Source organism: Solibacillus sp. FSL K6-4121, from assembly GCF_038002585.1.
GTDB lineage: Bacteria > Bacillota > Bacilli > Bacillales_A > Planococcaceae > Solibacillus > Solibacillus faecavium.
In genome coordinates this window covers 259,865-282,337 of sequence record NZ_JBBOCS010000001.1, presented here as the reverse complement: position 1 = coordinate 282,337, position 22,473 = coordinate 259,865, and the positions used below count along the sequence as shown (strand labels likewise).

At 40.2% G+C, this 22,473-nt stretch carries 19 protein-coding genes, 16 tRNA genes and 3 rRNA genes; 31 read left to right on the top strand and 7 right to left on the bottom strand.

Annotated elements, in window-relative coordinates; genetic code table 11:
• Window positions 1-16: 16 nt before the first annotated feature.
• Together MHH95_RS01565 and perR are read left to right on the top strand one after the other, a co-directional pair.
• Window positions 17-964 (top strand): D-2-hydroxyacid dehydrogenase, encoded by a 948-nt coding sequence (locus MHH95_RS01565; protein WP_340726176.1) that lies wholly within the window; start codon window positions 17-19, stop codon window positions 962-964.
• 177 nt (window positions 965-1,141) lie between these two features.
• Complete coding sequence (perR, locus tag MHH95_RS01560) at window positions 1,142-1,588, top strand: peroxide-responsive transcriptional repressor PerR (protein ID WP_191701028.1); 447 nt, start codon at window positions 1,142-1,144, stop codon at window positions 1,586-1,588.
• 91 nt (window positions 1,589-1,679) lie between these two features.
• On the opposite strand, the gene MHH95_RS01555 is transcribed toward perR, so the two are convergent.
• Window positions 1,680-2,021: a YgzB family protein gene (locus tag MHH95_RS01555; protein ID WP_191701029.1), complete on the bottom strand. Its 342-nt coding sequence runs from the start codon at window positions 2,019-2,021 to the stop codon at window positions 1,680-1,682.
• Window positions 2,022-2,290: 269 nt separating this feature from the next.
• Here MHH95_RS01555 and MHH95_RS01550 point away from each other — a divergent pair, with 269 nt between their 5' ends.
• From MHH95_RS01550 to nagB, 23 genes are all read left to right on the top strand, one after another.
• Window positions 2,291-3,184, top strand: a complete 894-nt coding sequence (locus MHH95_RS01550) for a nucleotidyltransferase-like protein (protein ID WP_340726175.1) — start codon at window positions 2,291-2,293, stop codon at window positions 3,182-3,184.
• 338 nt (window positions 3,185-3,522) lie between these two features.
• A 16S ribosomal RNA gene (locus tag MHH95_RS01545) occupies window positions 3,523-5,077 on the top strand.
• Between the two features lie 230 nt (window positions 5,078-5,307).
• Window positions 5,308-8,236, top strand: a 23S ribosomal RNA gene (locus tag MHH95_RS01540).
• Between the two features lie 120 nt (window positions 8,237-8,356).
• Window positions 8,357-8,472 (top strand): 5S ribosomal RNA (gene rrf, locus MHH95_RS01535).
• Together the 16S, 23S and 5S rRNA genes with 16 tRNA genes alongside form the textbook arrangement of a ribosomal RNA operon.
• 13 nt (window positions 8,473-8,485) lie before the next feature.
• Window positions 8,486-8,561 (top strand) — tRNA-Asn (locus MHH95_RS01530).
• A 9-nt stretch (window positions 8,562-8,570) separates the two neighbouring features.
• Window positions 8,571-8,662 (top strand) — tRNA-Ser (locus MHH95_RS01525).
• Window positions 8,663-8,677: 15 nt separating this feature from the next.
• Window positions 8,678-8,752: transfer RNA gene (locus MHH95_RS01520), tRNA-Glu, on the top strand.
• A gap of 23 nt (window positions 8,753-8,775) precedes the next feature.
• A tRNA-Val gene (locus tag MHH95_RS01515) sits at window positions 8,776-8,851 on the top strand.
• 25 nt (window positions 8,852-8,876) lie between these two features.
• A tRNA-Met gene (locus tag MHH95_RS01510) sits at window positions 8,877-8,951 on the top strand.
• 3 nt (window positions 8,952-8,954) lie between these two features.
• Window positions 8,955-9,030 (top strand) — tRNA-Asp (locus MHH95_RS01505).
• A gap of 24 nt (window positions 9,031-9,054) precedes the next feature.
• Window positions 9,055-9,130: transfer RNA gene (locus MHH95_RS01500), tRNA-Phe, on the top strand.
• Between the two features lie 7 nt (window positions 9,131-9,137).
• Window positions 9,138-9,213: transfer RNA gene (locus MHH95_RS01495), tRNA-Thr, on the top strand.
• A 6-nt stretch (window positions 9,214-9,219) separates the two neighbouring features.
• Window positions 9,220-9,303 (top strand) — tRNA-Tyr (locus tag MHH95_RS01490).
• 10 nt (window positions 9,304-9,313) lie between these two features.
• Window positions 9,314-9,387: transfer RNA gene (locus MHH95_RS01485), tRNA-Trp, on the top strand.
• 31 nt (window positions 9,388-9,418) lie between these two features.
• Window positions 9,419-9,494: transfer RNA gene (locus MHH95_RS01480), tRNA-His, on the top strand.
• Window positions 9,495-9,533: 39 nt separating this feature from the next.
• Window positions 9,534-9,609 (top strand) — tRNA-His (locus tag MHH95_RS01475).
• 15 nt (window positions 9,610-9,624) lie between these two features.
• Window positions 9,625-9,699, top strand: a tRNA-Gln gene (locus tag MHH95_RS01470).
• Between the two features lie 10 nt (window positions 9,700-9,709).
• Window positions 9,710-9,784: transfer RNA gene (locus MHH95_RS01465), tRNA-Gly, on the top strand.
• 4 nt (window positions 9,785-9,788) lie between these two features.
• Window positions 9,789-9,862: transfer RNA gene (locus tag MHH95_RS01460), tRNA-Cys, on the top strand.
• Window positions 9,863-9,910: 48 nt separating this feature from the next.
• A tRNA-Leu gene (locus MHH95_RS01455) sits at window positions 9,911-9,992 on the top strand.
• A gap of 241 nt (window positions 9,993-10,233) precedes the next feature.
• Window positions 10,234-10,437, top strand: a complete 204-nt coding sequence (locus tag MHH95_RS01450) for a helix-turn-helix transcriptional regulator (protein ID WP_191699444.1) — start codon at window positions 10,234-10,236, stop codon at window positions 10,435-10,437.
• Complete coding sequence (locus MHH95_RS01445) at window positions 10,437-10,814, top strand: hypothetical protein (RefSeq protein ID WP_340726174.1); 378 nt, start codon at window positions 10,437-10,439, stop codon at window positions 10,812-10,814. Before MHH95_RS01450 ends, MHH95_RS01445 begins: the two co-directional genes overlap by 1 nt.
• A gap of 222 nt (window positions 10,815-11,036) precedes the next feature.
• A complete protein-coding gene (gene nagB / locus MHH95_RS01440; RefSeq protein ID WP_340726173.1) occupies window positions 11,037-11,768 on the top strand; it encodes a glucosamine-6-phosphate deaminase in 732 nt (243 codons plus the stop codon).
• 34 nt (window positions 11,769-11,802) lie between these two features.
• Here nagB and MHH95_RS01435 read toward each other — a convergent pair whose 3' ends face one another.
• Complete coding sequence (locus tag MHH95_RS01435) at window positions 11,803-12,684, bottom strand: DMT family transporter (RefSeq protein ID WP_340726172.1); 882 nt, start codon at window positions 12,682-12,684, stop codon at window positions 11,803-11,805.
• 129 nt (window positions 12,685-12,813) lie between these two features.
• Here MHH95_RS01435 and MHH95_RS01430 point away from each other — a divergent pair, with 129 nt between their 5' ends.
• Complete coding sequence (locus MHH95_RS01430) at window positions 12,814-13,725, top strand: S66 peptidase family protein (protein WP_340726171.1); 912 nt, start codon at window positions 12,814-12,816, stop codon at window positions 13,723-13,725.
• 226 nt (window positions 13,726-13,951) lie between these two features.
• Here MHH95_RS01430 and MHH95_RS01425 read toward each other — a convergent pair whose 3' ends face one another.
• Both MHH95_RS01425 and MHH95_RS01420 read right to left on the bottom strand, forming a co-directional pair.
• Window positions 13,952-14,461 carry a DIP1984 family protein gene (locus MHH95_RS01425; RefSeq protein ID WP_340726170.1) on the bottom strand — a complete coding sequence of 170 codons (510 nt, stop codon included), beginning with the start codon at window positions 14,459-14,461 and terminating at the stop codon, window positions 13,952-13,954.
• Window positions 14,462-14,473: 12 nt separating this feature from the next.
• Entirely contained in the window at window positions 14,474-15,163 is a 690-nt protein-coding gene (locus MHH95_RS01420; RefSeq protein WP_340726169.1) for a B3/B4 domain-containing protein, read from the bottom strand.
• Window positions 15,164-15,252: 89 nt separating this feature from the next.
• Here MHH95_RS01420 and queG point away from each other — a divergent pair, with 89 nt between their 5' ends.
• Together queG and trmL are read left to right on the top strand one after the other, a co-directional pair.
• A complete protein-coding gene (gene queG, locus MHH95_RS01415; protein ID WP_340726168.1) occupies window positions 15,253-16,386 on the top strand; it encodes a tRNA epoxyqueuosine(34) reductase QueG in 1,134 nt (377 codons plus the stop codon).
• A 17-nt stretch (window positions 16,387-16,403) separates the two neighbouring features.
• Window positions 16,404-16,877 (top strand): tRNA (uridine(34)/cytosine(34)/5-carboxymethylaminomethyluridine(34)-2'-O)-methyltransferase TrmL, encoded by a 474-nt coding sequence (gene trmL / locus MHH95_RS01410; RefSeq protein WP_191699452.1) that lies wholly within the window; start codon window positions 16,404-16,406, stop codon window positions 16,875-16,877.
• Window positions 16,878-16,916: 39 nt separating this feature from the next.
• On the opposite strand, the gene MHH95_RS01405 is transcribed toward trmL, so the two are convergent.
• Both MHH95_RS01405 and MHH95_RS01400 read right to left on the bottom strand, forming a co-directional pair.
• On the bottom strand, window positions 16,917-17,684 hold the full coding sequence (locus MHH95_RS01405) for a sporulation protein (protein ID WP_340726167.1): 768 nt from the start codon (window positions 17,682-17,684) through the stop codon (window positions 16,917-16,919).
• 69 nt (window positions 17,685-17,753) lie between these two features.
• Complete coding sequence (locus MHH95_RS01400; protein WP_340726166.1) at window positions 17,754-18,641, bottom strand: VOC family protein; 888 nt, start codon at window positions 18,639-18,641, stop codon at window positions 17,754-17,756.
• Between the two features lie 363 nt (window positions 18,642-19,004).
• Between MHH95_RS01400 and MHH95_RS01395 the strand changes: the two genes are divergently transcribed.
• Window positions 19,005-19,166: a hypothetical protein gene (locus tag MHH95_RS01395; protein ID WP_191699455.1), complete on the top strand. Its 162-nt coding sequence runs from the start codon at window positions 19,005-19,007 to the stop codon at window positions 19,164-19,166.
• 56 nt (window positions 19,167-19,222) lie between these two features.
• On the opposite strand, the gene MHH95_RS01390 is transcribed toward MHH95_RS01395, so the two are convergent.
• The gene (locus MHH95_RS01390; RefSeq protein ID WP_340726165.1) at window positions 19,223-20,839 is read right to left on the bottom strand and encodes a long-chain fatty acid--CoA ligase; all 1,617 of its coding nucleotides are present in this window, start codon (window positions 20,837-20,839) and stop codon (window positions 19,223-19,225) included.
• Between the two features lie 177 nt (window positions 20,840-21,016).
• Here MHH95_RS01390 and MHH95_RS01385 point away from each other — a divergent pair, with 177 nt between their 5' ends.
• Window positions 21,017-21,847 carry an aldo/keto reductase gene (locus MHH95_RS01385; RefSeq protein WP_340726164.1) on the top strand — a complete coding sequence of 277 codons (831 nt, stop codon included), beginning with the start codon at window positions 21,017-21,019 and terminating at the stop codon, window positions 21,845-21,847.
• Between the two features lie 27 nt (window positions 21,848-21,874).
• Window positions 21,875-22,429 carry an acyl dehydratase gene (locus MHH95_RS01380; RefSeq protein ID WP_340726163.1) on the top strand — a complete coding sequence of 185 codons (555 nt, stop codon included), beginning with the start codon at window positions 21,875-21,877 and terminating at the stop codon, window positions 22,427-22,429.
• Window positions 22,430-22,473: the final 44 nt, after the last annotated feature.

Below are 22,473 nucleotides of genomic sequence, written 5' to 3'. Positions count from 1 at the left end.
TCAAAGGGGAGTTATAATGGCAACGATTTATTTTACATTTGAACCACGTGAAGATTTAAAACAGCCGCTTTTGTCGGAATTTCCACAAGAAGATTTTTTATTTGATACAAAATTGGATGTTGAGAAACTTGCACAGGCAGAAATATTAGTAACGTACGGGGAAGATCTAAAAGAACAGCATTTGCAGTATGCAGATAAATTACAGTGGATCTTCGTTGCGTCAGCGGGAGTCGAAAAAATGCCCGCAGAAGCAATCGCAAAACGTAATATTATCGTTTCAAATGTACGTGGGATACATAAAAAGCCGATGACTGAATCGATCCTGGCGCATATTTTAGCTTTAAAACGTGTATTGCCATTTATTTATGAGCAGCAACAGAAGAAAGAATGGAATAAAAAGGCTCGACCTACTGAGTTAAACGGCAGCACAGCACTTATAATTGGACCAGGTGCAATTGGGGGAGAAATCGGACGTATATTACAGGCATTTGATGTTCATACAATTGGCTGCAACCGTTCAGGTACTGAAGCACCCTATATGAATGAAACATATAGGCTGGATGACTTGAAGATACATTTACCAAAGGCTGACATTGTAATTTCGATACTCCCATCTACGAAGGAAACAAAGCATCTGCTAACTCGTGAGCATTTTGAGGAAATGAAAAACTCTGCAATCTTCATGAACTTTGGACGAGGAGATGTAGTGGAAACAGAAACACTCATTAAAGTACTCCAAGACAAATTGATTGAGCATGCAGTTTTAGATGTATATGAAGTTGAACCTTTACCATCAGATAGTCCGTTATGGGATTTAGACAATGTAACTCTTTCTCCTCATTTTTCAAGTCATTCATCTCGTTATGTAGAGCGAAGTTTAGATATTTTTAAACCAAGTTTGCAAAAATGGTTGAATGGAGAGCGTGACTTAGAAAATAAGATGGATATTCTTAGAGGTTACTAACTGAGAAAATTTGCTAGTGAAGTTAAGCTTTGCTTGGATGGATTTTCAATTAGCAATTATATCTAATGACTTTTACCTCTATTAGAATAAGCAATTGTTGACAACTTGAGGATAAATTCGATACACTATTTATAACGATTATAAATTAATAATATGTATGAAAAGGGGTGTATGACGATGTCTGAAATGCATTTAAAGGATGCGCTGGACACGTTAAAGACTACTGGTGTACGAATTACTCCTCAGCGTCATGCGATTTTGGAATATCTAATTCAAAGTATGATTCACCCAACAGCGGATGATATATACAAAGCACTTTGCGGCAAGTTTCCTAATATGAGTGTCGCAACAGTATATAATAATTTACGAGTATTTCGTGAGGTTGGCTTAGTTAAAGAGCTTACTTACGGAGACGCAGCAAGTCGTTTCGATTTTGTAACGGGCGATCACTATCATATGATTTGTGAATGTTGCGGCAAAATTGTAGATTTTCATTATCCTGGATTAAATGAAGTGGAGCAATTCGCTTCTCAAGTTACAGGCTTTGAAGTTAATTCGCACCGTTTGGAAGTATACGGTACTTGCCCAGAGTGTGTTGCAGTCGGTGGAAAGAAAGTTCAATAAAAAGTTTAACCTAGTAACGATTGTTGCTAGGTTTTTTGTATGAAAAAACTGCATTAACTCCAAGCGAGTATCAATGCAGCTTATTTATACTTTATTTTTTGTTGTATTCTTGATTAAATTCTTTTCCTTCTAATGAAGGATCTAATGTAAGTGGCTCGTTGCAATACATGCAAATATCTACACGGCCTAATACTTTTGTCCATTTTCCGCATTCCGGACATACCACCTGTACTGCTTTAGTTGATAAAAGTCCAATCCATCCATAAACAGCAGTACTACCGATAATGCACAGAAGTCCAATAGACATGAAGATTAATACAAGAATTTGATTGTCTTTAAAAAAGATTGCACCATACATAATCACAAAACCGATGAAAATAAGGGATAATGCAAATGATCGTATTTTATTAATTTTACTATTATACTTTTTCATTACAATTGCCTCCTAATCTAAAATATACTATAACATAAATTGGATTTAGATTAGTAGATTTGAAAGATTTTGGTGATATCCTAATTATATGAATTTAAAGGTATTTCCAAACTTATTGTCGAAACAATTCTATTATTCTAGTTATAATTAATAACGGATTTCTATTAGAATAAATGTTCAATGAGATAACACTAGTGAATTTGACTTATAGCGATTACAATAACTTAGAAACAAATATAATAGTAGCAAAATTTTATAGGGGGATAACAATGGAACATATTTTAAGACCAATTTATCAGGAACGCGCAAGTCAGCCAGAGACGTTAGGGGTTATTTTAATTAATAAGCGTGAAGGCGCTGAGAATATGACCGATACATTTGATTCGGTACTTTTAATTATTGTAAAAGATAGTGACACGCCTATTTATTCAAAACACTATATGTATGGAGATGCGAAAATGGTGATGCATATTTTAACGGAAGAGCGTCTGCGTAAATGGATCTTTATTGGTTCGAATAAGCGTTTAGTCGATTGGCTATTCCACGGTAAAATTATGTTCGATCGAAATGAATTTTTATTTAAGCTGCGTTCAGAACTACAAGAGTTTCCTTTTGTCGGTCGTAAGTTGAAAACAGGAATTCAGTTTGCTAAGTTAATCCGCCGTTATCAAGAAGGAAAAGAATTATTTGAGGATGGTCACTATTTAGATGCTTATAATCATGTAGTTGCTTCGCTACATCATTTAGGGAGATTATCAATTATTGATAGTGGTCACTATCCGGAAGTCACTGTATGGGCTCAAGTAAAGCGAAATGACCCGGCGATTTATAAGTTATATGAAGAATTGATTATGAGTAATGAAAGTTTGGAAAAGCGTCTAGAGCTTTTATTTTTAGCTGGAGAGTTTTTAATTAATTCAAGAACGACTGATGGGGCGCAGCATATTTTAGAAACAATGCTTGCTCAACCCTATTGGACAATACAGGAATTACATGATCACGCTGAATTAAGTTACTACTCTGTAGATTTAGAAGTCTTTGTTGAATATTTAATCGAGAAAGAGTTAGTTCAAGTAGAACCAGTAGTTGCAAAAAACGAAGCGATATTCCACCGCAATTATTATGTAGACCGACATTTTATTGAAAGTGAGTACGGTTTATAGTATATTAATCAGGGCGTTAAATAACGCTCTGAAACTTTTTTTGAAAAAAGTATTGACGTATGTGTAACTAGTATTGTAATATATTAAATGTCGCTAAGACGTACTCGAAAAACTAAATAACTCTTGAAATGCTCAAACAACTTTTTAAAAAAGTTGTTGACAAAGAAAAGAAGAAATGTTAAATTAGAGAAGTCGCTAAAACGACATAGCAACAAAATGAACCTTGAAAACTGAACAAGCAACGTTAATGAAACAAGCTTCTTAAATGAAGCAAACAATAGATTTCAACTTTTAATTAAGTTGAATCGCTAGCAAAGCAAATGAGCTTTCAAACTACTTTTATGGAGAGTTTGATCCTGGCTCAGGACGAACGCTGGCGGCGTGCCTAATACATGCAAGTCGAGCGGATGATGAGAGAAGCTTGCTTCTCTCTGATTTAGCGGCGGACGGGTGAGTAACACGTGGGTAACCTACCTTATAGATTGGGATAACTCCGGGAAACCGGGGCTAATACCGAATAATACTTTTAAACACATGTTTGGAAGTTGAAAGACGGTTTCGGCTGTCACTATAAGATGGACCCGCGGCGCATTAGCTAGTTGGTGAGGTAACGGCTCACCAAGGCAACGATGCGTAGCCGACCTGAGAGGGTGATCGGCCACACTGGGACTGAGACACGGCCCAGACTCCTACGGGAGGCAGCAGTAGGGAATCTTCCACAATGGACGAAAGTCTGATGGAGCAACGCCGCGTGAGTGAAGAAGGATTTCGGTTCGTAAAACTCTGTTGCAAGGGAAGAACAAGTAGCGTAGTAACTGGCGCTACCTTGACGGTACCTTGTTAGAAAGCCACGGCTAACTACGTGCCAGCAGCCGCGGTAATACGTAGGTGGCAAGCGTTGTCCGGAATTATTGGGCGTAAAGCGCGCGCAGGTGGTTCCTTAAGTCTGATGTGAAAGCCCCCGGCTCAACCGGGGAGGGTCATTGGAAACTGGGGAACTTGAGTGCAGAAGAGGATAGTGGAATTCCAAGTGTAGCGGTGAAATGCGTAGAGATTTGGAGGAACACCAGTGGCGAAGGCGACTGTCTGGTCTGTAACTGACACTGAGGCGCGAAAGCGTGGGGAGCAAACAGGATTAGATACCCTGGTAGTCCACGCCGTAAACGATGAGTGCTAAGTGTTGGGGGGTTTCCGCCCCTCAGTGCTGCAGCTAACGCATTAAGCACTCCGCCTGGGGAGTACGGTCGCAAGACTGAAACTCAAAGGAATTGACGGGGGCCCGCACAAGCGGTGGAGCATGTGGTTTAATTCGAAGCAACGCGAAGAACCTTACCAGGTCTTGACATCCCGGTGACCACTATGGAGACATAGTTTCCCCTTCGGGGGCAACGGTGACAGGTGGTGCATGGTTGTCGTCAGCTCGTGTCGTGAGATGTTGGGTTAAGTCCCGCAACGAGCGCAACCCTTATTCTTAGTTGCCATCATTCAGTTGGGCACTCTAAGGAGACTGCCGGTGATAAACCGGAGGAAGGTGGGGATGACGTCAAATCATCATGCCCCTTATGACCTGGGCTACACACGTGCTACAATGGACGATACAAACGGTTGCCAACCCGCGAGGGGGAGCTAATCCGATAAAATCGTTCTCAGTTCGGATTGTAGGCTGCAACTCGCCTACATGAAGCCGGAATCGCTAGTAATCGCGGATCAGCATGCCGCGGTGAATACGTTCCCGGGCCTTGTACACACCGCCCGTCACACCACGAGAGTTTGTAACACCCGAAGTCGGTGAGGTAACCTTTATGGAGCCAGCCGCCGAAGGTGGGATAGATGATTGGGGTGAAGTCGTAACAAGGTAGCCGTATCGGAAGGTGCGGCTGGATCACCTCCTTTCTAAGGATTATTTCGGAATCATTCCCTCGGGGAATGAAACATTAACGTTTGCTGTTCAGTTTTGAAGGTTCATTCTTAATTGAATGAGATACTTCAAAACTTCGTTCTTTGAAAACTGGATAAAACGACATTGAAAGCAATAAAACAAATTTCTATTTTATAGAAATGTAACAAGTCAAGCAATTGACGTGTAAACTTAAATCTTGGATTTTATCCAAGTGTTAACTTTTGGTTAAGTTAATAAGGGCGCACGGTGGATGCCTTGGCACTAGGAGTCGATGAAGGACGGCACTAACACCGATATGCCTCGGGGAGCTGTAAGTAAGCTTTGATCCGGGGATTTCCGAATGGGGGAACCCACTATCTTTAATCGGATAGTATCTACACGTGAATACATAGCGTGATGAGGACAGACGCAGGGAACTGAAACATCTAAGTACCTGCAGGAACAGAAAGAAAATTCGATTCCCTGAGTAGCGGCGAGCGAAACGGGAAGAGCCCAAACCAAAGAGCTTGCTCTTTGGGGTTGTAGGACACTCTATACGGAGTTACAAAAGAATGAGTTAGACGAAGCGACTTGGAAAGGTCCGCGAAACAAGGTAAAAGCCCTGTAGTCAAAAGTTCATTCCCTCCAGAGTGTATCCTGAGTACGGCGGAACACGTGAAATTCCGTCGGAATCCGGGAGGACCATCTCCCAAGGCTAAATACTACCTAGTGACCGATAGTGAACCAGTACCGTGAGGGAAAGGTGAAAAGCACCCCGGAAGGGGAGTGAAATAGATCCTGAAACCGTGTGCCTACAAGTAGTTAGAGCCCGTTAATGGGTGATAGCGTGCCTTTTGTAGAATGAACCGGCGAGTTACGATTACGTGCGAGGTTAAGTTGAGAAGACGGAGCCGCAGCGAAAGCGAGTCTGAATAGGGCGAATTAGTACGTGGTCGTAGACCCGAAACCAGGTGATCTACCCATGTCCAGGGTGAAGGTGAGGTAACACTCACTGGAGGCCCGAACCCACGCACGTTGAAAAGTGCGGGGATGAGGTGTGGGTAGCGGAGAAATTCCAATCGAACCTGGAGATAGCTGGTTCTCTCCGAAATAGCTTTAGGGCTAGCCTCGTGATTGAGAATACCGGAGGTAGAGCACTGTTTGGACTAGGGGGGCATCTCGCTTTACCGAATTCAGACAAACTCCGAATGCCGGATATTTATACACGGGAGTCAGACTGCGAGTGATAAGATCCGTAGTCAAGAGGGAAACAGCCCAGACCACCAGCTAAGGTCCCCAAGTAATCGTTAAGTGGAAAAGGATGTGGCGTTGCTTAGACAACCAGGATGTTGGCTTAGAAGCAGCCATCATTTAAAGAGTGCGTAATAGCTCACTGGTCGAGTGACGCTGCGCCGAAAATGTATCGGGGCTAAACGATTCACCGAAGCTGTGGATGCATACTTTGAGTATGCGTGGTAGGAGAGCGTTCTAATAGCGTTGAAGTCAGACCGGAAGGACTGGTGGAGCGATTAGAAGTGAGAATGCCGGTATGAGTAGCGAAACATGGGTGAGAATCCCATGCACCGTATGACTAAGGTTTCCTGAGGAAGGCTCGTCCGCTCAGGGTTAGTCGGGACCTAAGCCGAGGCCGATAGGCGTAGGCGATGGACAACAGGTTGATATTCCTGTACCACCTCCTCACCGTTTGAGAAATGGGGGGACGCAGTAGGATAGGGTAAGCACGCCGTTGGTTGCGCGTGTTCAAGCAGTAAGGCGTGTATGTAGGCAAATCCGCATACTTTAACGTTGAGCTGTGATGACGAGCTCTTTAGAGCGAAGTTCCTGATTTCACACTGCCAAGAAAAGCCTCTATCGAGGTGAGAGGTGCCCGTACCGCAAACCGACACAGGTAGTCGAGGAGAGAATCCTAAGGTGTGCGAGAGAACTCTCGTTAAGGAACTCGGCAAAATGACCCCGTAACTTCGGGAGAAGGGGTGCTTCTTTGGGTGCATAGCCTAGAGAAGCCGCAGTGAATAGGCCCAGGCGACTGTTTAGCAAAAACACAGGTCTCTGCAAAACCGTAAGGTGACGTATAGGGGCTGACGCCTGCCCGGTGCTGGAAGGTTAAGAGGAGCGGTTAGCGCAAGCGAAGCTGTGAATTGAAGCCCCAGTAAACGGCGGCCGTAACTATAACGGTCCTAAGGTAGCGAAATTCCTTGTCGGGTAAGTTCCGACCCGCACGAAAGGCGTAACGATCTGGGCACTGTCTCAACGAGAGACTCGGTGAAATTATAGTACCTGTGAAGATGCAGGTTACCCGCGACAGGACGGAAAGACCCCGTGGAGCTTTACTGTAGCCTGATATTGAATTTTGGTACAACTTGTACAGGATAGGTAGGAGCCAGAGATCCCGGAGCGCCAGCTTCGGAGGAGGCGTCGGTGGGATACTACCCTGGTTGTATTGAACTTCTAACCCATGCCCCTTAGCGGGGTAGGAGACAGTGTCAGGCGGACAGTTTGACTGGGGCGGTCGCCTCCTAAAGAGTAACGGAGGCGCCCAAAGGTTCCCTCAGAATGGTTGGAAATCATTCGAAGAGTGTAAAGGCATAAGGGAGCTTGACTGCGAGACCTACAAGTCGAGCAGGGTCGAAAGACGGGCTTAGTGATCCGGTGGTTCCGCATGGAAGGGCCATCGCTCAACGGATAAAAGCTACCCCGGGGATAACAGGCTTATCTCCCCCAAGAGTCCACATCGACGGGGAGGTTTGGCACCTCGATGTCGGCTCATCGCATCCTGGGGCTGTAGTCGGTCCCAAGGGTTGGGCTGTTCGCCCATTAAAGCGGTACGCGAGCTGGGTTCAGAACGTCGTGAGACAGTTCGGTCCCTATCCGTCGTGGGCGTAGGAAATTTGAGAGGAGCTGTCCTTAGTACGAGAGGACCGGGATGGACACACCGCTGGTGTACCAGTTGTCTTGCCAAAGGCATCGCTGGGTAGCTATGTGTGGACGGGATAAGTGCTGAAAGCATCTAAGCATGAAGCCCCCCTCAAGATGAGATTTCCCATTACGCAAGTAAGTAAGACCCCTGAAAGACGATCAGGTAGATAGGTTCGAGGTGGAAGTGCGGTGACGCATGCAGCTGACGAATACTAATCGGTCGAGGACTTAACCACATTTTATTGCACAACTCAATGAAACGTTTATCCAGTTTTGAAAGAATGAATTTATTATAAAAAACACTTGCCAAATAAGGAAAGTGTGGTATAATAAATAAGGTCTTTCTGGAAAAATAGTCTAGTGATGATGGCAAAGAGGTCACACCCGTTCCCATACCGAACACGGAAGTTAAGCTCTTTAGCGCCGATGGTAGTTGGGGGCTTCCCCCTGTGAGAGTAGGACGTCGCTAGGCTGTATAGAAATATTCCGAAGTAGCTCAGTTGGTAGAGCATCCGGCTGTTAACCGGCAGGTCGCAGGTTCGAGTCCTGCCTTCGGAGCCATTAACTCTTGGAGAGTTGTCCGAGTGGCCGAAGGAGCACGATTGGAAATCGTGTATGCGGGTAACCCTGCATCAAGGGTTCAAATCCCTTACTCTCCGCCAGCCATTTATTAAAATGGCCCGTTGGTCAAGTGGTTAAGACACCGCCCTTTCACGGCGGTAACACGGGTTCGAATCCCGTACGGGTCACCATTCATTTCATCAATATCCAGCATGGAGGATTAGCTCAGCTGGGAGAGCACCTGCCTTACAAGCAGGGGGTCGGCGGTTCGAGCCCGTCATCCTCCACCATTCAAATTAAATCATATAGTATTGTCGCGGGGTGGAGCAGTGGTAGCTCGTCGGGCTCATAACCCGAAGGTCACAGGTTCAAGTCCTGTCCCCGCAACCAAATGGTCCCGTGGTGTAGCGGTTAACATGCCTGCCTGTCACGCAGGAGATCGCCGGTTCGATCCCGGTCGGGACCGCCATTTTTAAAATACTACATATAATATGGGTTTGTAGCTCAGTTGGTAGAGCATTAGATTGAAGCTCTAAGTGTCGGCGGTTCGATTCCGTCCAAACCCACCATATTTTTGCCGGTGTAGCTCAGTTGGTAGAGCAACTGACTTGTAATCAGTAGGTCGAGGGTTCGACTCCTTTCGCCGGCACCATTACCTGGAGGGGTAGCGAAGTGGCTAAACGCGGCGGACTGTAAATCCGCTCCTTAGGGTTCGGCGGTTCGAATCCGTCCCCCTCCACCATCCTTTTAATAGGGGCATAGTTTAAAGGTAGAACTACGGTCTCCAAAACCGTCAGTGTGGGTTCGATTCCTACTGCCCCTGCCAATTAATTCAAAAACTTAAAAATAACATAGTGGCGGTTGTGGCGAAGTGGTTAACGCACCTGATTGTGGTTCAGGCATTCGTGGGTTCGATTCCCATCAGTCGCCCCATTTTTATTTAGGTTTAAGAGTTAAAATTATAATATAGTGGCGGTTGTGGCGAAGTGGTTAACGCACCTGATTGTGGTTCAGGCATTCGTGGGTTCGATTCCCATCAGTCGCCCCATTATATTAAAAGCTTTGGGGTATAGCCAAGCGGTAAGGCAACGGATTTTGATTCCGTCATGCCCTGGTTCGAATCCAGGTTCCCCAGCCATTTTTTTTTTGCGGAAGTAGTTCAGTGGTAGAACACCACCTTGCCAAGGTGGGGGTCGCGAGTTCGAACCTCGTCTTCCGCTCCAATATGGCGGCATAGCCAAGTGGTAAGGCACAGGTCTGCAACACCTTTATCACCGGTTCAAATCCGGTTGCCGCCTCCATATTTAATTAATCGGTAATTCCGGTTTTTTTTTACCCTTTTTTATTTTGCCGATATGGCGGAATTGGCAGACGCGCCGGACTCAAAATCCGGTTCCTTCTGGAGTGCCGGTTCGACCCCGGCTATCGGTATCATTTTGTTCAAGTTAGAACAACTATTAAAACACCCTCAAATCCTTGAAACAGGATTTGAGGGTGTTTTCGTTCGTTATAGCTCTAAAATATTTAAGGGTTATATTAATTTATAATTTATTTAGAACTAACAATAAAAATTAGAAGAATTGGTTCTTGTGCTTACAATTATTCACTTTTACTGTATACTAGATGTAAAGTTAGCTTTACGTAAAATATACTTTACGTTAGGTAGGTAAAAATGAAAAATAATATTAAGGATTTACGTACACGGTACGGTTTATCACAGGATGGTTTAGCTGAAAATTTAAAAGTTTCTAGGCAAACCATTATTTCTTTGGAAAAGGGACGTTATAACCCTTCCATTACATTGGCATTTAAGTTAGCCCGTCAGTTTAATTGTCACATTGAGGATATATTTATTTATGAGGAGGACAATCAATAATGGTCACTGGAAACAGGTCATTCTATTTGTTTATCGGTATCTTTATGCTTTTAATAGGTATTTTGATTAATGGATCTCATATGTTTTCAGGCAAGTTTCCTGATGCATTAATGGTAGTTGCCCTTTCAATTATGGCGTTTAGTTTAGCTTATTTAGAACCTCACTTTGCAGCAAAGGATGAACGTGCTCAAAAGATTCGAGAACGTGCAACATACATTAGTTATTTTTGGGGAGTGATATTTGCCATTATATTAATGTTGATATTTAACCCATTGTCTCCTCTAAATGTTTCAGCCTTTCAAGTGTTATCACTATTCATTGCATTATATATTTCAGTCGTATTTTTAAATATGGTTTATTATGCAAAAAAGTACTAGTTTATAATGTCCTACCCTTTTTCCGGCTTGAAATTCATTCCTAACATATTAATAAATTATATGGGTACAATTAAAGGTAAATCGTATTTTTTAAAAGAAAATGTGAACTGTTTTATATAGCATATTAAAATTTTATGCTATAAAATTAACGTATTGATGTAAGGAACTTAAAATGAAATTTACTTTATTTGAATTATATAAGCATAGGGAGTAGGGAAATGAATGAATGCTGTAACAAATTTAAAATGGGTTGAAGCGACAGATTATGATGAAATGAGCAAAATTGCTGCTAGTATTTTTGTAGAGCAGTTAAAGGAAAATAGTAAAACTGTTTTTGGGATGGCAACTGGAAGTACACCTGAAGGGTTTTATAAAGAACTAGTATCAATATATAAGGAAGGGAATATTTCCTTTGCTCATGCTAAGTCCTTTAACTTGGACGAATATATTGGTATTAATCCATCAAATGAGGCAAGTTACCATTACTATATGGACCACAACTTATTTAATCATATTGATATGAAGCAGGAAAATATTTACTTACCAACAGGTAATGCAGCAAATATTGAAAAAGCAGCAATGGATTATGATGCAATGATTGAAGAAGCAGGGAATATTGATATTCAGCTTTTAGGTATTGGTGTTAATGGACATATTGGTTTTAATGAGCCAGGAACACCATTTGAATTAGGGACAAACGTTATAGAATTAGCTGAGTCTACACGTGAAGCGAATAAAATTTACTTTGACTCGATCAATGATGTACCGACACATGCAATTACTATGGGTATTAAAACAATTATGAAATCAAAAAAGATTGTCTTACTAATTGCAGGTGCAGCGAAGCAAGAAGCATTTGATCGTCTTCGTAGTGGTGAAGTGACAGAAGACTTCCCAGCAAGTGTATTAAACTATCATCCAGACGTAACTGTTATTTATACAGGAGTAAAATAATTAAAAGGAGTGCTGATGATGCACTCCTTTTAATTTACTTTTTTATAGATGAGATAAATACCCCGACAATTATGGCAACCCCGCCGATTAATTGTGCAAGTAGTAGCTGTTCATTTAAAAAGATTACTGCAAAGAAGCTAGCAAATAGAGGGATAAAGTTTAAGTAAATTCCTGCCTTGTTCGCACCTAATGCTACAACGCCTGTATTCCAACTTAAAAATGCCACAATCGATGCAATCACCCCCACATAAAAAATAGCTCCAATAGTAGTAGCGCTCCATACAATAGTTTGTGATGTAGTAAGTAGTTCAAATAAGGTAAATGGGAGCAGCATCAATGCACCTATAGCAATTGTTACTAAAAATGTAGAATAGCCAGGGAGCCTGCCAGCGTACTTCTTAATAAGCAATGAATAAACACTCCAACAACACACTGCAACTAGTACAATCAAATCTCCTTTATTAAATGAAAAGGCAAGTAAGCTTTGTAATGAGCCCCCGGAAATAACAAAAAGCACACCACCTAGAGAGATCATTGTACCTACTAATTGATACTTAGTTAAACGTTCTTTTAAGAAGAGAAAGCTTAATATGTATATAATTATCGGTGTGGAAGAATTCATTAAAGATGCATTGATGGATGTAGTATAATACAAACCGATATAAACGAGCGTATTGAATGCAGCGACCCCTGTCAAAGCTAACATAATGACGGCAATCCAATTTTGCTTCAGTGCAGCCCATTCCTTTTTTGTCCGTTTGTAAGCAATGGGAAAAAATACGGCAAAGGCAACAATCCAGCGTAAAAATGCCAGGGTTATAGGCGGGATTTCCCCTGCAACCGCACGACCAATTACAAAGTTACCACCCCATAATAAAGTAGCTAATATGAGAAGTAGCTGTGGTGGGTATTTCATTAAATAGCATCCCCTTAATATTGGAAAAATAATTTTATTTATTATAGGGACAACCTGTGGGAAATTGCAATGCGCTTTACATAAAACGCTATGATACAATAGCGACAGAAGCAAAAGGAGGTCATTTACATGAAAATACGACCAGCAAGATTACAGCATGGCGATACAGTAGGATTAGTAAATTTAAGCAGCCCGCTTAATATAGAATCGTTAGGGGACAAATTAGCAATATTGGACGAGCTTGGTTTGAAGTATAAGCTAGGAAATACGATCCAAGCGTATGACGGCTATTTAGCAGGTACAGACGAGGAACGATTAGAAGATTTTCATCAAATGATTCGTGATCCGGAAGTGAAAGCAGTCTTTTTAGTAAAGGGTGGCTACGGTATTTCTCGAATTATTGATAAAATTAGCTATCCGTTAATCGAGGACAACCCGAAAATCATTTGGGGCTTTTCGGACGTTACTGCATTACATACACAAGTGAATGAGTTTTCGAATGTCGTAACATTCCACGGTCCTATGTTAACTAGTCCAAAAGGGGAGCTTGATCCATTATCGAAAAAGATGTTTCAGCAATTATTCCAACCGATTGAAATCCAGTATACAGAAAGTATTTCACCACTTCGTACACTCGTATCCGGTGTTGTACGTGGTGAATTAACTGGTGGTAATCTGAATCGTATTGTTAGTACACTTGGAACAAAATTTGAAATTGATGTTCGGAATAAAATTGTTTTAATCGAGGATATCAGTGAATCGATTGAGCAAATTGATTTATCATTAAATCAATTACGTCTCTCTAGAAAGCTTGAGCTTGCTGCAGGCTTCGTAATAGGCGATTTTAATATGCTTAGCAGTAAATATAGCTATGATGATGTATTACATGTTATAGAAGGGTATTTAAAGCCTTTGAACAAACCAGCAGTAGCAGGATTTAAATTTGGTCATTGCGAACCGAATATTGCGATACCACTAGGAGTAGAAGCTATTCTAGATGCGGATGAAAAAACATTACGGATATTACCGGGTGTAGAATAATAGTAGGAAATAAATAACAAAGACACCTTTTCACGAAATAAGTGAGCAGGTGTCTTTTAATAACGAGCGACGGAAATACACAATTTAGTTTGTAGTTATCTTTTACAATAGTTGGTCATTAGTGAAAGGTAACGTTGTAACAGGTAAAAGTTGATTGGTTTCTCTAAGTTTTGCCTAAGCAAAAATCGCTCGTTATTACCTAGATTGGAGTCTCACCGCTCTAGGATTAGAAGTAGTTGCTATCATCAAATTCGATTTCGACTTGATAGTTTTTAGCATTAATTAAATTGGAAAGGCGATGTGCTTCCTTTTCCAGCTCGTTCGCGCGAGTGCGGTATGTCATCGGATCATACAGTGCTACACGGTACAGGATGGCTTCACCAGAATTGTGGTAGAATGCTTCCTTTTCTTCAGAACCTAAGCTTTTACATAAGGCAGCTTCTGCCCGTAACTGGCTAGCAAGTTCGATCGCTTCTACAATGGGCATTTCCTCGTCTTTAAATACAATTACATTATCAATATTTGCACGGTAAATGAGTGAATCCAACTTACGAGAGTCATACCGTAATTGTTTTAATTCAGCTTCAAGCATTTCAAGTGTGTAATCGGGCCTTTTTGGTTGTTCACCTTTTTCAATGATCACATGTGTTAGTTGATTTACAGCAAATGTACGTTCTTGAATTTTCTTCGTAATAACGCTCTTAAGTTTTACAGCCTCTGCTAGATTAATACTCACACTATCAGCTCCTTAAAAATGAATTTTTTTATTCTCAGTTGAAAGAACATGCGCCTCAAATTCGCCACCGCTTACTTGTGTAAACATTTTTCCGGCACTGTTTAATAGCTTTTGTGCTTCCTGTTCACTGATCGATGGACGTAAATAAAAGATTTGCAATGCATTAGTAGTTACTTCAGTTACAGCAGTTCGCTTTGAATCAACATAGGGGCTACCGAATGGACCGAACGTATCTTTTAAATAAATGATATTTTCCAATGTGTTGTAACGACCATTTATTCCTTCATAGCCTGTTGATGCATTGCCAACTTGTATATCAACATTTCCTTGAATACCATCCAAATCATAGATACCGACCGGAATCTCAAATTGCAATGAAAAGAAATTATTCAAATCTACCGCTGTATGAAACGGTGTTAAATATTGCTGTTTAGCGATACGTCGCATTAAGCTTTCGGCAGAGTGTCGATAACGATTTGGATCGGCACCATAAGATTTCCAAAGTTGGCGCCATTCTCTAATTCCAGTTCGCTCAGTCACAGGTTTTTCCTGTAATTCTAAATATAAATTTTCCTGATATAGTTGCGTGCGACCTTTAATCATTTGAGGAGATTCCTCTACGATAATTTTGCTATAATGGATAAGGCCAATTTTAAATTGTTCATTCACTGTAAAGAGTGAATCATTAATAGAGATATTCAATTAAAGCACCTACTTGAATTATAATATTGGATAATTATGTAATATAAAATAACTTGTATTCATTGTATCATTTGAAAGGAGCAAGGGAAATGAAAGTATCTCAACTTCAAGAAGAATTAATTCAATACGCAATTTCTATTGGGGTAGATAAAATTGGATTTACGACCGCTGCTCCGTTTCATGAATTAAAAAACCGTTTACGACGACAGCAACAATTAGGCTATCAGTCGGGATTTGAAGAATCGGATATTGAGCTTCGTACAGAGCCGTTAAAATTATTGGATGATGCAGAAAGTATTATTGCTATTGCAATAGCTTACCCTTCCCGAATGCAGGATGCTCCACAGGGGAAAAAGGGAGAACGTCGTGGAATCTTTTGTCGTGCTTCGTGGGGAGTCGATTATCATACAGCAGTGCGGGAACGTCTGCAGCTTATTGAAGCATGGCTACAAGAAAGAGTACCGAATGTAAAAGTGAAATCGATGGTCGATACAGGGGAGCTCGTTGATCGTGCTGTAGCAGAGCGTGCTGGAATCGGGTGGAGTGGGAAAAACTGTTCCATTATTACACCTGAATTTGGTTCTTACGTATATTTAGGTGAAATTATGACAAATATACCTTTTGCTCCTGATACACCGATAGAGGATGAATGTGGAGACTGTAATTTATGCATTGACGTCTGTCCAACGGGTGCAATTGTGGCACCGGGTCAGCTGAATTCACAGCGATGTATTGCCTTTTTAACACAAACAAAAGGGTTTTTGCCTGATGAATTTCGTAGTAAAATAGGGAATCGTTTGTACGGCTGTGATACATGCCAAACAGTATGTCCGAAGAATAAAGGAAAACTAAATTGGATTCATGAAGAATTCAAACCAGATCCTGAAATTGCAAAACCTTTACTTCAGCCTCTTTTATCAATCCCCAATAAAGAATTTAAATCTAAATTTGGTCATGTTTCGGGTTCATGGCGCGGTAAAAAGCCAATTCAGCGCAATGCCATATTAGCATTGGCTCACTTTAAAGAAGAATCGGCAATGCCTGATTTAGTTCAGGTGCTGCAAAAAGACGAACGCCCGGTATTAAGAGGGACGGCAGCATGGGCAATTGGAAAAATAGGAACAAATGAAGCCGAGGGAATTTTATTGGCTGCAAAAAAAATAGAGCAAGATGAAGAAGTGCTGGCTGAAATAGAAAAAGGACTAGCATTGTTAAATCAATAAGAGAGAAGGATTTTGAAGTGCCAAACCATATTGTGTTATATCAACCGGAAATACCGGCAAATACAGGAAATATTGCACGTACATGTGCTGGAACGAATACATCTTTGCATTTAATTCGACCACTGGGATTTTCGACAGACGATAAAATGTTAAAGCGTGCAGGATTGGATTATTGGGAGCATGTGAATGTTGTGTATCATGATTCTTTAGAAGAATTTATTGAGTACAGTAAGAATGGAGATTTATATTTAATTGAGACTTATAGTGATGAGCCTTTTACAACACATGATTTTAGTGATACGTCACGGGACATCTACTTTATGTTCGGAAGAGAAACGACCGGTTTACCGAAAGAGTTTGCAAAGGAACGCGCCGATATGTGCCTGCGCATTCCGCAAAGTGACCATATACGCTCACTGAATTTATCAAACACAGCGGCAATCGTTATTTATGAAGCTTTAAGACAACAAAACTATCCAGGGTTAAAATAAAAATGGCAAGAAGCAGATCAATTTGCTTCTTGCCTTTTATTATTTCATTTTAGCTTCTATCGCATTTGAAAGTTTTGCCGACAAATTATCATTTTCAAATAACGTAAGGCGAATGAAGCTTTCATCCATATCGAAAGCTTCTGATAAAAATCCACCAAGCCCGCGCGCACGTCGGTCAACCTGCAGTAGGATTTCGACTGAGTTTTGTGAATGCCCTAAAAAGACCAATTCCAGCTCATCTAGATACCGGCGATACGTTTGATTAGTAGGGGTAAATTCAAATTCCTGCACAATTGGTGTTTGGCGACGTAAATAAGATGGCGCTTGCTCATTGTCTACTTTACGTAATCGAAAGCCCATGTTTTGTATTGCTGATAATACACTATTTGCCAGAGGTGACGGCTGAATATCAATAAAGTCTTTATCTTTAGGATCTACCGCATTTTTAATATCTAACCCAGTTTGAATCCACACTCGGGAATTACCTATAGTAATCGGGACTACAGAAGGTAAAGCGAATGAGAAGGGAATTTCACGCTTTTCATTTGCCTGGATTATAAACGGTTCATTTAGTTTGAATTGGTGTAGCATTGCCTGATCATTAATTTTTTTGTCATCGATTTCGCGTATGAAATTTGTATAAAGTGATAAATAGATAGCATCAATTTGTTGCTCAGTGCTACCTCCAGTAATTTCCACTATACCTGTTACATTTTCATTTAATGTATAAGAAGATTTGTGCAATTTTGTATCCACTTTAGCAGAACCGATTCCTACACTCGCTAAAACTTTATTAAATAGTGACAATAAAACTCCTCCATTGTATGTTATTTAATAACTTATACGCTGGAGTGAAAAGAAAGTTTCAAAAATATTTTATTCTCCGTCTACTGTAAACACGATACGTAGACCATTAGGATCGATTGTAGAGAATAGTTGTTTACCGCCATATACTGGTGCTTCAGTAAAGGTCTCAACGACGAAATCATGGTCTATTAAACTTTGCTTAACTTTATCTGCATATTGCACGTCTTTTAATACGATCGTAAATGATTTTAGACCGACCATATTCTCTGTTGGTACATGGCCATTATTGCTGTTCCACGTATTCATACCGAAATGGTGATGATACTTTCCTGTAGATACGAACAGAGCCTGTGCACCATAACGCGTTACGACATTATAATCTAATACATTTGTATAAAATTGTTCTGATTTGTCTAGATTTACTACTGATAAGTGAACATGACCCATTACCGTATTAGCAGGTAAGCCATCCCATTTTCCATCCGCAGCTTCTAAAATAGGTTGGAAATTAAGTTGTTCTGTTACCATATTCACCTGATCCTTGTTATCCCATGTCCATGTAGTTTCGTCACGGTCTATGTAGATTTCAATCCCATTCCCGTCTGGATCATTTAAATAGAGTGCTTCCGATACGTCGTGATCTGCTGCTCCAAGGCGAACATTTAAATCAACAAAGTGTTGTACAATGTTTCCTAAGTCCTTGCGAGAGGGTAATAGTAATGCTAAGTGGTATAAACCTGCAAACCCTTGTTTAAGAGGCAGAGCATTTTGTACTTCGACTAGAGAAACTAAGCTCGTTTGGCCATCTGTTGTTAAATATGCTTCCGACTCTGTTTGCTGTAGGACTTTAAATCCGATTATCGTTGTGTAGTATTCAATCGAACGTTTTAAGTTTGAAACTTTTAATTGAACATGAGCTGGATATAAGTTTGGTTTTTTATGAAAATGAGTAGGCATTTAACATTCTCCCTAATTAGTTATTTTTTATAATCAACTTACTTTATGTAACTAATATATTTTATAAAAGAAAAAAAGTCAAATTAAAAAGACAATCGCATAAATTACGATTGCCTTTTAATGAAAAGCTAATAGGATTAGTTTTCTTTTGAGAATGGTTTGCTATCATAACCAGCAGTGAAAATTGCTGTTAAGAATGCGATGCAAACACCAAGAATTAAAATTAATTTCATGGAAGTATCCTCCTCATGTTTCTAATTATTCTTTTTTAAGTATAGCATAAATTACCTGTATGAAAACTTTAATTATGTCAGAAATAGTTCAAAATTGGAAAAATATAAAATAAAATATGGAGGGATTTATATGAAGAAAGATGAGATTGTAAATGGGAATATGGCCAATTCAATGGAAGAATTAAAAAACCTTGGTAAGCAGATGGAAAATATGCGTGACGGTGGGCAATTGGAGGAATCAGACCGTATTGCAGATCCGCAGCAATTTGATGATGAAGATGAAGAGAAATAAATGAATAAAAGGTGTGGCCAGGGAAATATTCGGCCACACCTTTTATGTTTGATTTTCTAACTTGTTTGAACTTCGTAGTCTTTTAATTCTTCTCTTAATTTAGCTTTTAAAAACTTACCAACAGATGTTTTTGGTATTTCCTTTAAGAATACAATATCGTCCGGGAGCCACCACTTTGCAAAATCCTGTTCAATAAATTGAAGAAGCTCTTCTTTTGTTGCAAGAGCATCTTCTTTTAAAACAACACAAGCTAACGGTCTTTCCTGCCATTTTGGGTGGGGAACAGCAATGACTGCTGCTTCAAAAACATCTGGATGAGACATGAGCGCATTTTCTAAATCAACAGAAGAAATCCACTCACCTCCTGATTTTATAAGGTCTTTTGTCCGGTCTGTAATTTTGATATAACCTTCCTTCGTTAATACTGCAATATCACCCGTATATAGCCAGCCATCACGGAATGCTTCATTTGTCCGGTCATCTTTAAAATATTCGGAAGCAATCCAAGGTCCGCGCACACGCAATTCACCCATAGTTTCTCCGTCCCAAGGCACCGGACCTTTTTCATTTACGACTTCTGTTTCAATTAAAGATACGGTTAGTCCTTGCGTTACGCGAATGTTTAACATTTCATCATCCGTATAACTGTTCATTTCGGTAGTAGGATGCGACATACTTACAAGCGGTGATGTTTCAGTCATACCGTAAGCGTTTACATAAGGGACTCCTAACTTTTCGTTATAGGCTTGAATTAATCCTTTCGGTGAAGCTGAACCCCCAGAGATAATTAAACGGATGGATGATAAATCGCGCGGTTGCTTTTCTAATTCTGCAAGAGCACCAAGCCAAATTGTCGGAACACCTGCTGTAATCGTAACTTTCTCTTGTTCTATTAAATCCAAGATTAAACTTGGAGTCATCATTGGACCTGGTAATACAATATTTGCGCCAAAATTAAGGGCAGCAAATGGGAAGCCCCATGCATTGACATGAAACATTGGTACAACCGGTAATGCAATATCACTTTCTTTTAGGGCAAAGGACTCCGCAAGACCGAGTGCTAAGCTATGCAAGACAATACTCCGATGTGTATAAACGACACCTTTAGGCATACCTGTAGTTGCGGATGTATAGCACATCCCTGCCTGCATATTTTCATCTAAATCTGCAGGGAATTCGAAATTTTCATCGGCTTCCTGAAGAAGTTGTTCATAACTGTAAACATTCGGAAAGCTGGATGGTGGAGCGACCGGATCATCACTCATGACGATAATATGCTTAACTGTTTTTAAATGGCCTAAAGCAGGCTCTACTAGTGGGAATAAGTCACCATCGATTAATAAAATTTCATCTTCTGCATGATTAATAATATAAATAATATGCTCGGGTGCTAGTCGGATGTTAATTGTGTGCAGAATGGCACCACTACATGGAATTGCAAAGTAGGCTTCTAAATGGCGATGATGATTCCATGCAAAAGTACCAACTTTTGTACCTCGCGTCATACCTAGCTGCGTTAATGCATCAGCTAATCGATGAGTTCGTTTTACATAATCTTTGAATGGAATGCGATGTGTCATAGTAGGGCTAGTACGAGAAATGATTTGTTTGTTTGGGAAATACCGTTGTGCGCGCTTTAAAAATCCTGTTAAAACTAATTGCGTGTCCATCATAGTTTTTCAGCTCCTAAACAAATTTATTAAAATTCTATTGAAAGAATTTTCTGTTAATTAAATCATACTAAATAACATCGAGACGATCTACCATTTTTTCCTTATTATTGAAACTGTTTCGTAACATTTACGTAAGTAGTGCTATAATAAAAACATTCTAATACCGAGGTGATGAATATGAATTTACAAACAACAAAAGAATTAACGAATGGAGTTAAAATGCCTATGCTTGGTTTAGGCGTTTATAAAATGACTGACCGGGATGAAACGCTTCAAGCAATTACTACGGCGCTGGACTTAGGTTATCGGGCAGTTGATACAGCAGCACTTTACTACAATGAAGAAGAAGTAGGAGAAGCAATCAAACATTCTTCAGTACCACGCGAGGATATTTTCGTGACATCAAAAGTTTGGAATAGTGACCAAGGTTATGACAACACGTTGCGTGCTTTTGAAACATCGCTAAAAAAGCTTGATATGGATTACATAGATCTTTATTTGACTCACTGGCCAGTCAAGGAGAAGTATGTGGAAACATACCGGGCAATTGAACGCCTATATGAAGAAAAGCTGATCCGTGTACCGGGTGTTTCCAATCACCATGAGCATCATTTAAAAGACATCCTGGCAAGCTGTAATATTGCCCCAATGGTCAACCAAATTGAAGTACATCCATATTTAAGCCAAGAGTCCTTAAGAAACTATTGTGCACAGGAGCAAATTGCGGTAACAGCCTGGTCACCGCTTGGACGGGGAAATGTATTAAATGACGATATAATTGTACGTATTGCACATGAATACAATGTCACACCAGCACAAATAATTTTACGCTGGCATCTACAAAATGATGTCATTATCATTCCAAAATCAGTTACACCTTCACGTATTAAAGAGAATAGTGAACTTTATCACTTTGAATTAACAAAAGAAACAATGCAGCAACTGAATGCGGTAAATCGCAATGAGCGCTTTGGACAAAATCCGGATAATTTCAAATTTGATTTTTAACATATAATTACTTAGGGGAGTGAGACAATGTTTAAAAATTTTTCGCCCGGTTTATTTTTTTCAATGGCAGCAGTAACAGTTGTTATTTTTGCACCATGGATAATGATATTTCATCCAATTTTTCATCTGGAGTATTTATCTTATAATAATCGGGTATCGACATTCATCCCTAATCCTGTAAACCTGAGACTCGTGCTTTTATCTTGTCTAGCATTAATCATAGCGTTCGGCATTATTGGCTACAGACAAGAAAGAAAAATGTATCTTTTTAGTATTTTGTTTTTTGGATTAAGTATTGGGATTGCTTATTTATCTACAACAAATTATTTACTGATCAGCCAGGAAGCAATAGAAAGACACCATTTTTTTGATAAACAGCAATATCGATGGGAACAATTAGATGAGATTGTTTTTGAATATGTTGTAGGGAGTAAAAAGGGCGACATTACATTTACAGCAAAATCGGGGGAACAATTTGTTATTAATCATAAGGAAATTCATTCAGCAGGTGTAAGCCAAATTTATCACTTAGCATATCAGAATGGAATAACTTATACCGAGCGTGAAAAGAGATTAAAGTAAAAATAAAAATACGTCCGTAGCAAGTAAGCTTACGGACGTATTTT

Excerpts from the sequence above, each read along its gene's own strand:
- MHH95_RS01385 (WP_340726164.1), top strand. The coding sequence starts at position 21,017 with ATGAATTTACAAACAACAAAAGAATTAACGAATGGAGTTAAAATGCCT.
- MHH95_RS01380 (WP_340726163.1), top strand. The coding sequence starts at position 21,875 with ATGTTTAAAAATTTTTCGCCCGGTTTATTTTTTTCAATGGCAGCAGTA.
- MHH95_RS01390 (WP_340726165.1), bottom strand. The coding sequence starts at position 20,839 with ATGATGGACACGCAATTAGTTTTAACAGGATTTTTAAAGCGCGCACAA.
- MHH95_RS01565 (WP_340726176.1), top strand. The coding sequence starts at position 17 with ATGGCAACGATTTATTTTACATTTGAACCACGTGAAGATTTAAAACAG.
- MHH95_RS01550 (WP_340726175.1), top strand. The coding sequence starts at position 2,291 with ATGGAACATATTTTAAGACCAATTTATCAGGAACGCGCAAGTCAGCCA.
- MHH95_RS01555 (WP_191701029.1), bottom strand. The coding sequence starts at position 2,021 with ATGAAAAAGTATAATAGTAAAATTAATAAAATACGATCATTTGCATTA.
- MHH95_RS01445 (WP_340726174.1), top strand. The coding sequence starts at position 10,437 with ATGGTCACTGGAAACAGGTCATTCTATTTGTTTATCGGTATCTTTATG.
- perR (WP_191701028.1), top strand. The coding sequence starts at position 1,142 with ATGTCTGAAATGCATTTAAAGGATGCGCTGGACACGTTAAAGACTACT.
- queG (WP_340726168.1), top strand. The coding sequence starts at position 15,253 with ATGAAAGTATCTCAACTTCAAGAAGAATTAATTCAATACGCAATTTCT.
- MHH95_RS01450 (WP_191699444.1), top strand. The coding sequence starts at position 10,234 with ATGAAAAATAATATTAAGGATTTACGTACACGGTACGGTTTATCACAG.
- MHH95_RS01430 (WP_340726171.1), top strand. The coding sequence starts at position 12,814 with ATGAAAATACGACCAGCAAGATTACAGCATGGCGATACAGTAGGATTA.
- MHH95_RS01395 (WP_191699455.1), top strand. The coding sequence starts at position 19,005 with ATGAAGAAAGATGAGATTGTAAATGGGAATATGGCCAATTCAATGGAA.
- nagB (WP_340726173.1), top strand. The coding sequence starts at position 11,037 with ATGAATGCTGTAACAAATTTAAAATGGGTTGAAGCGACAGATTATGAT.
- MHH95_RS01400 (WP_340726166.1), bottom strand. The coding sequence starts at position 18,641 with ATGCCTACTCATTTTCATAAAAAACCAAACTTATATCCAGCTCATGTT.
- MHH95_RS01435 (WP_340726172.1), bottom strand. The coding sequence starts at position 12,684 with ATGAAATACCCACCACAGCTACTTCTCATATTAGCTACTTTATTATGG.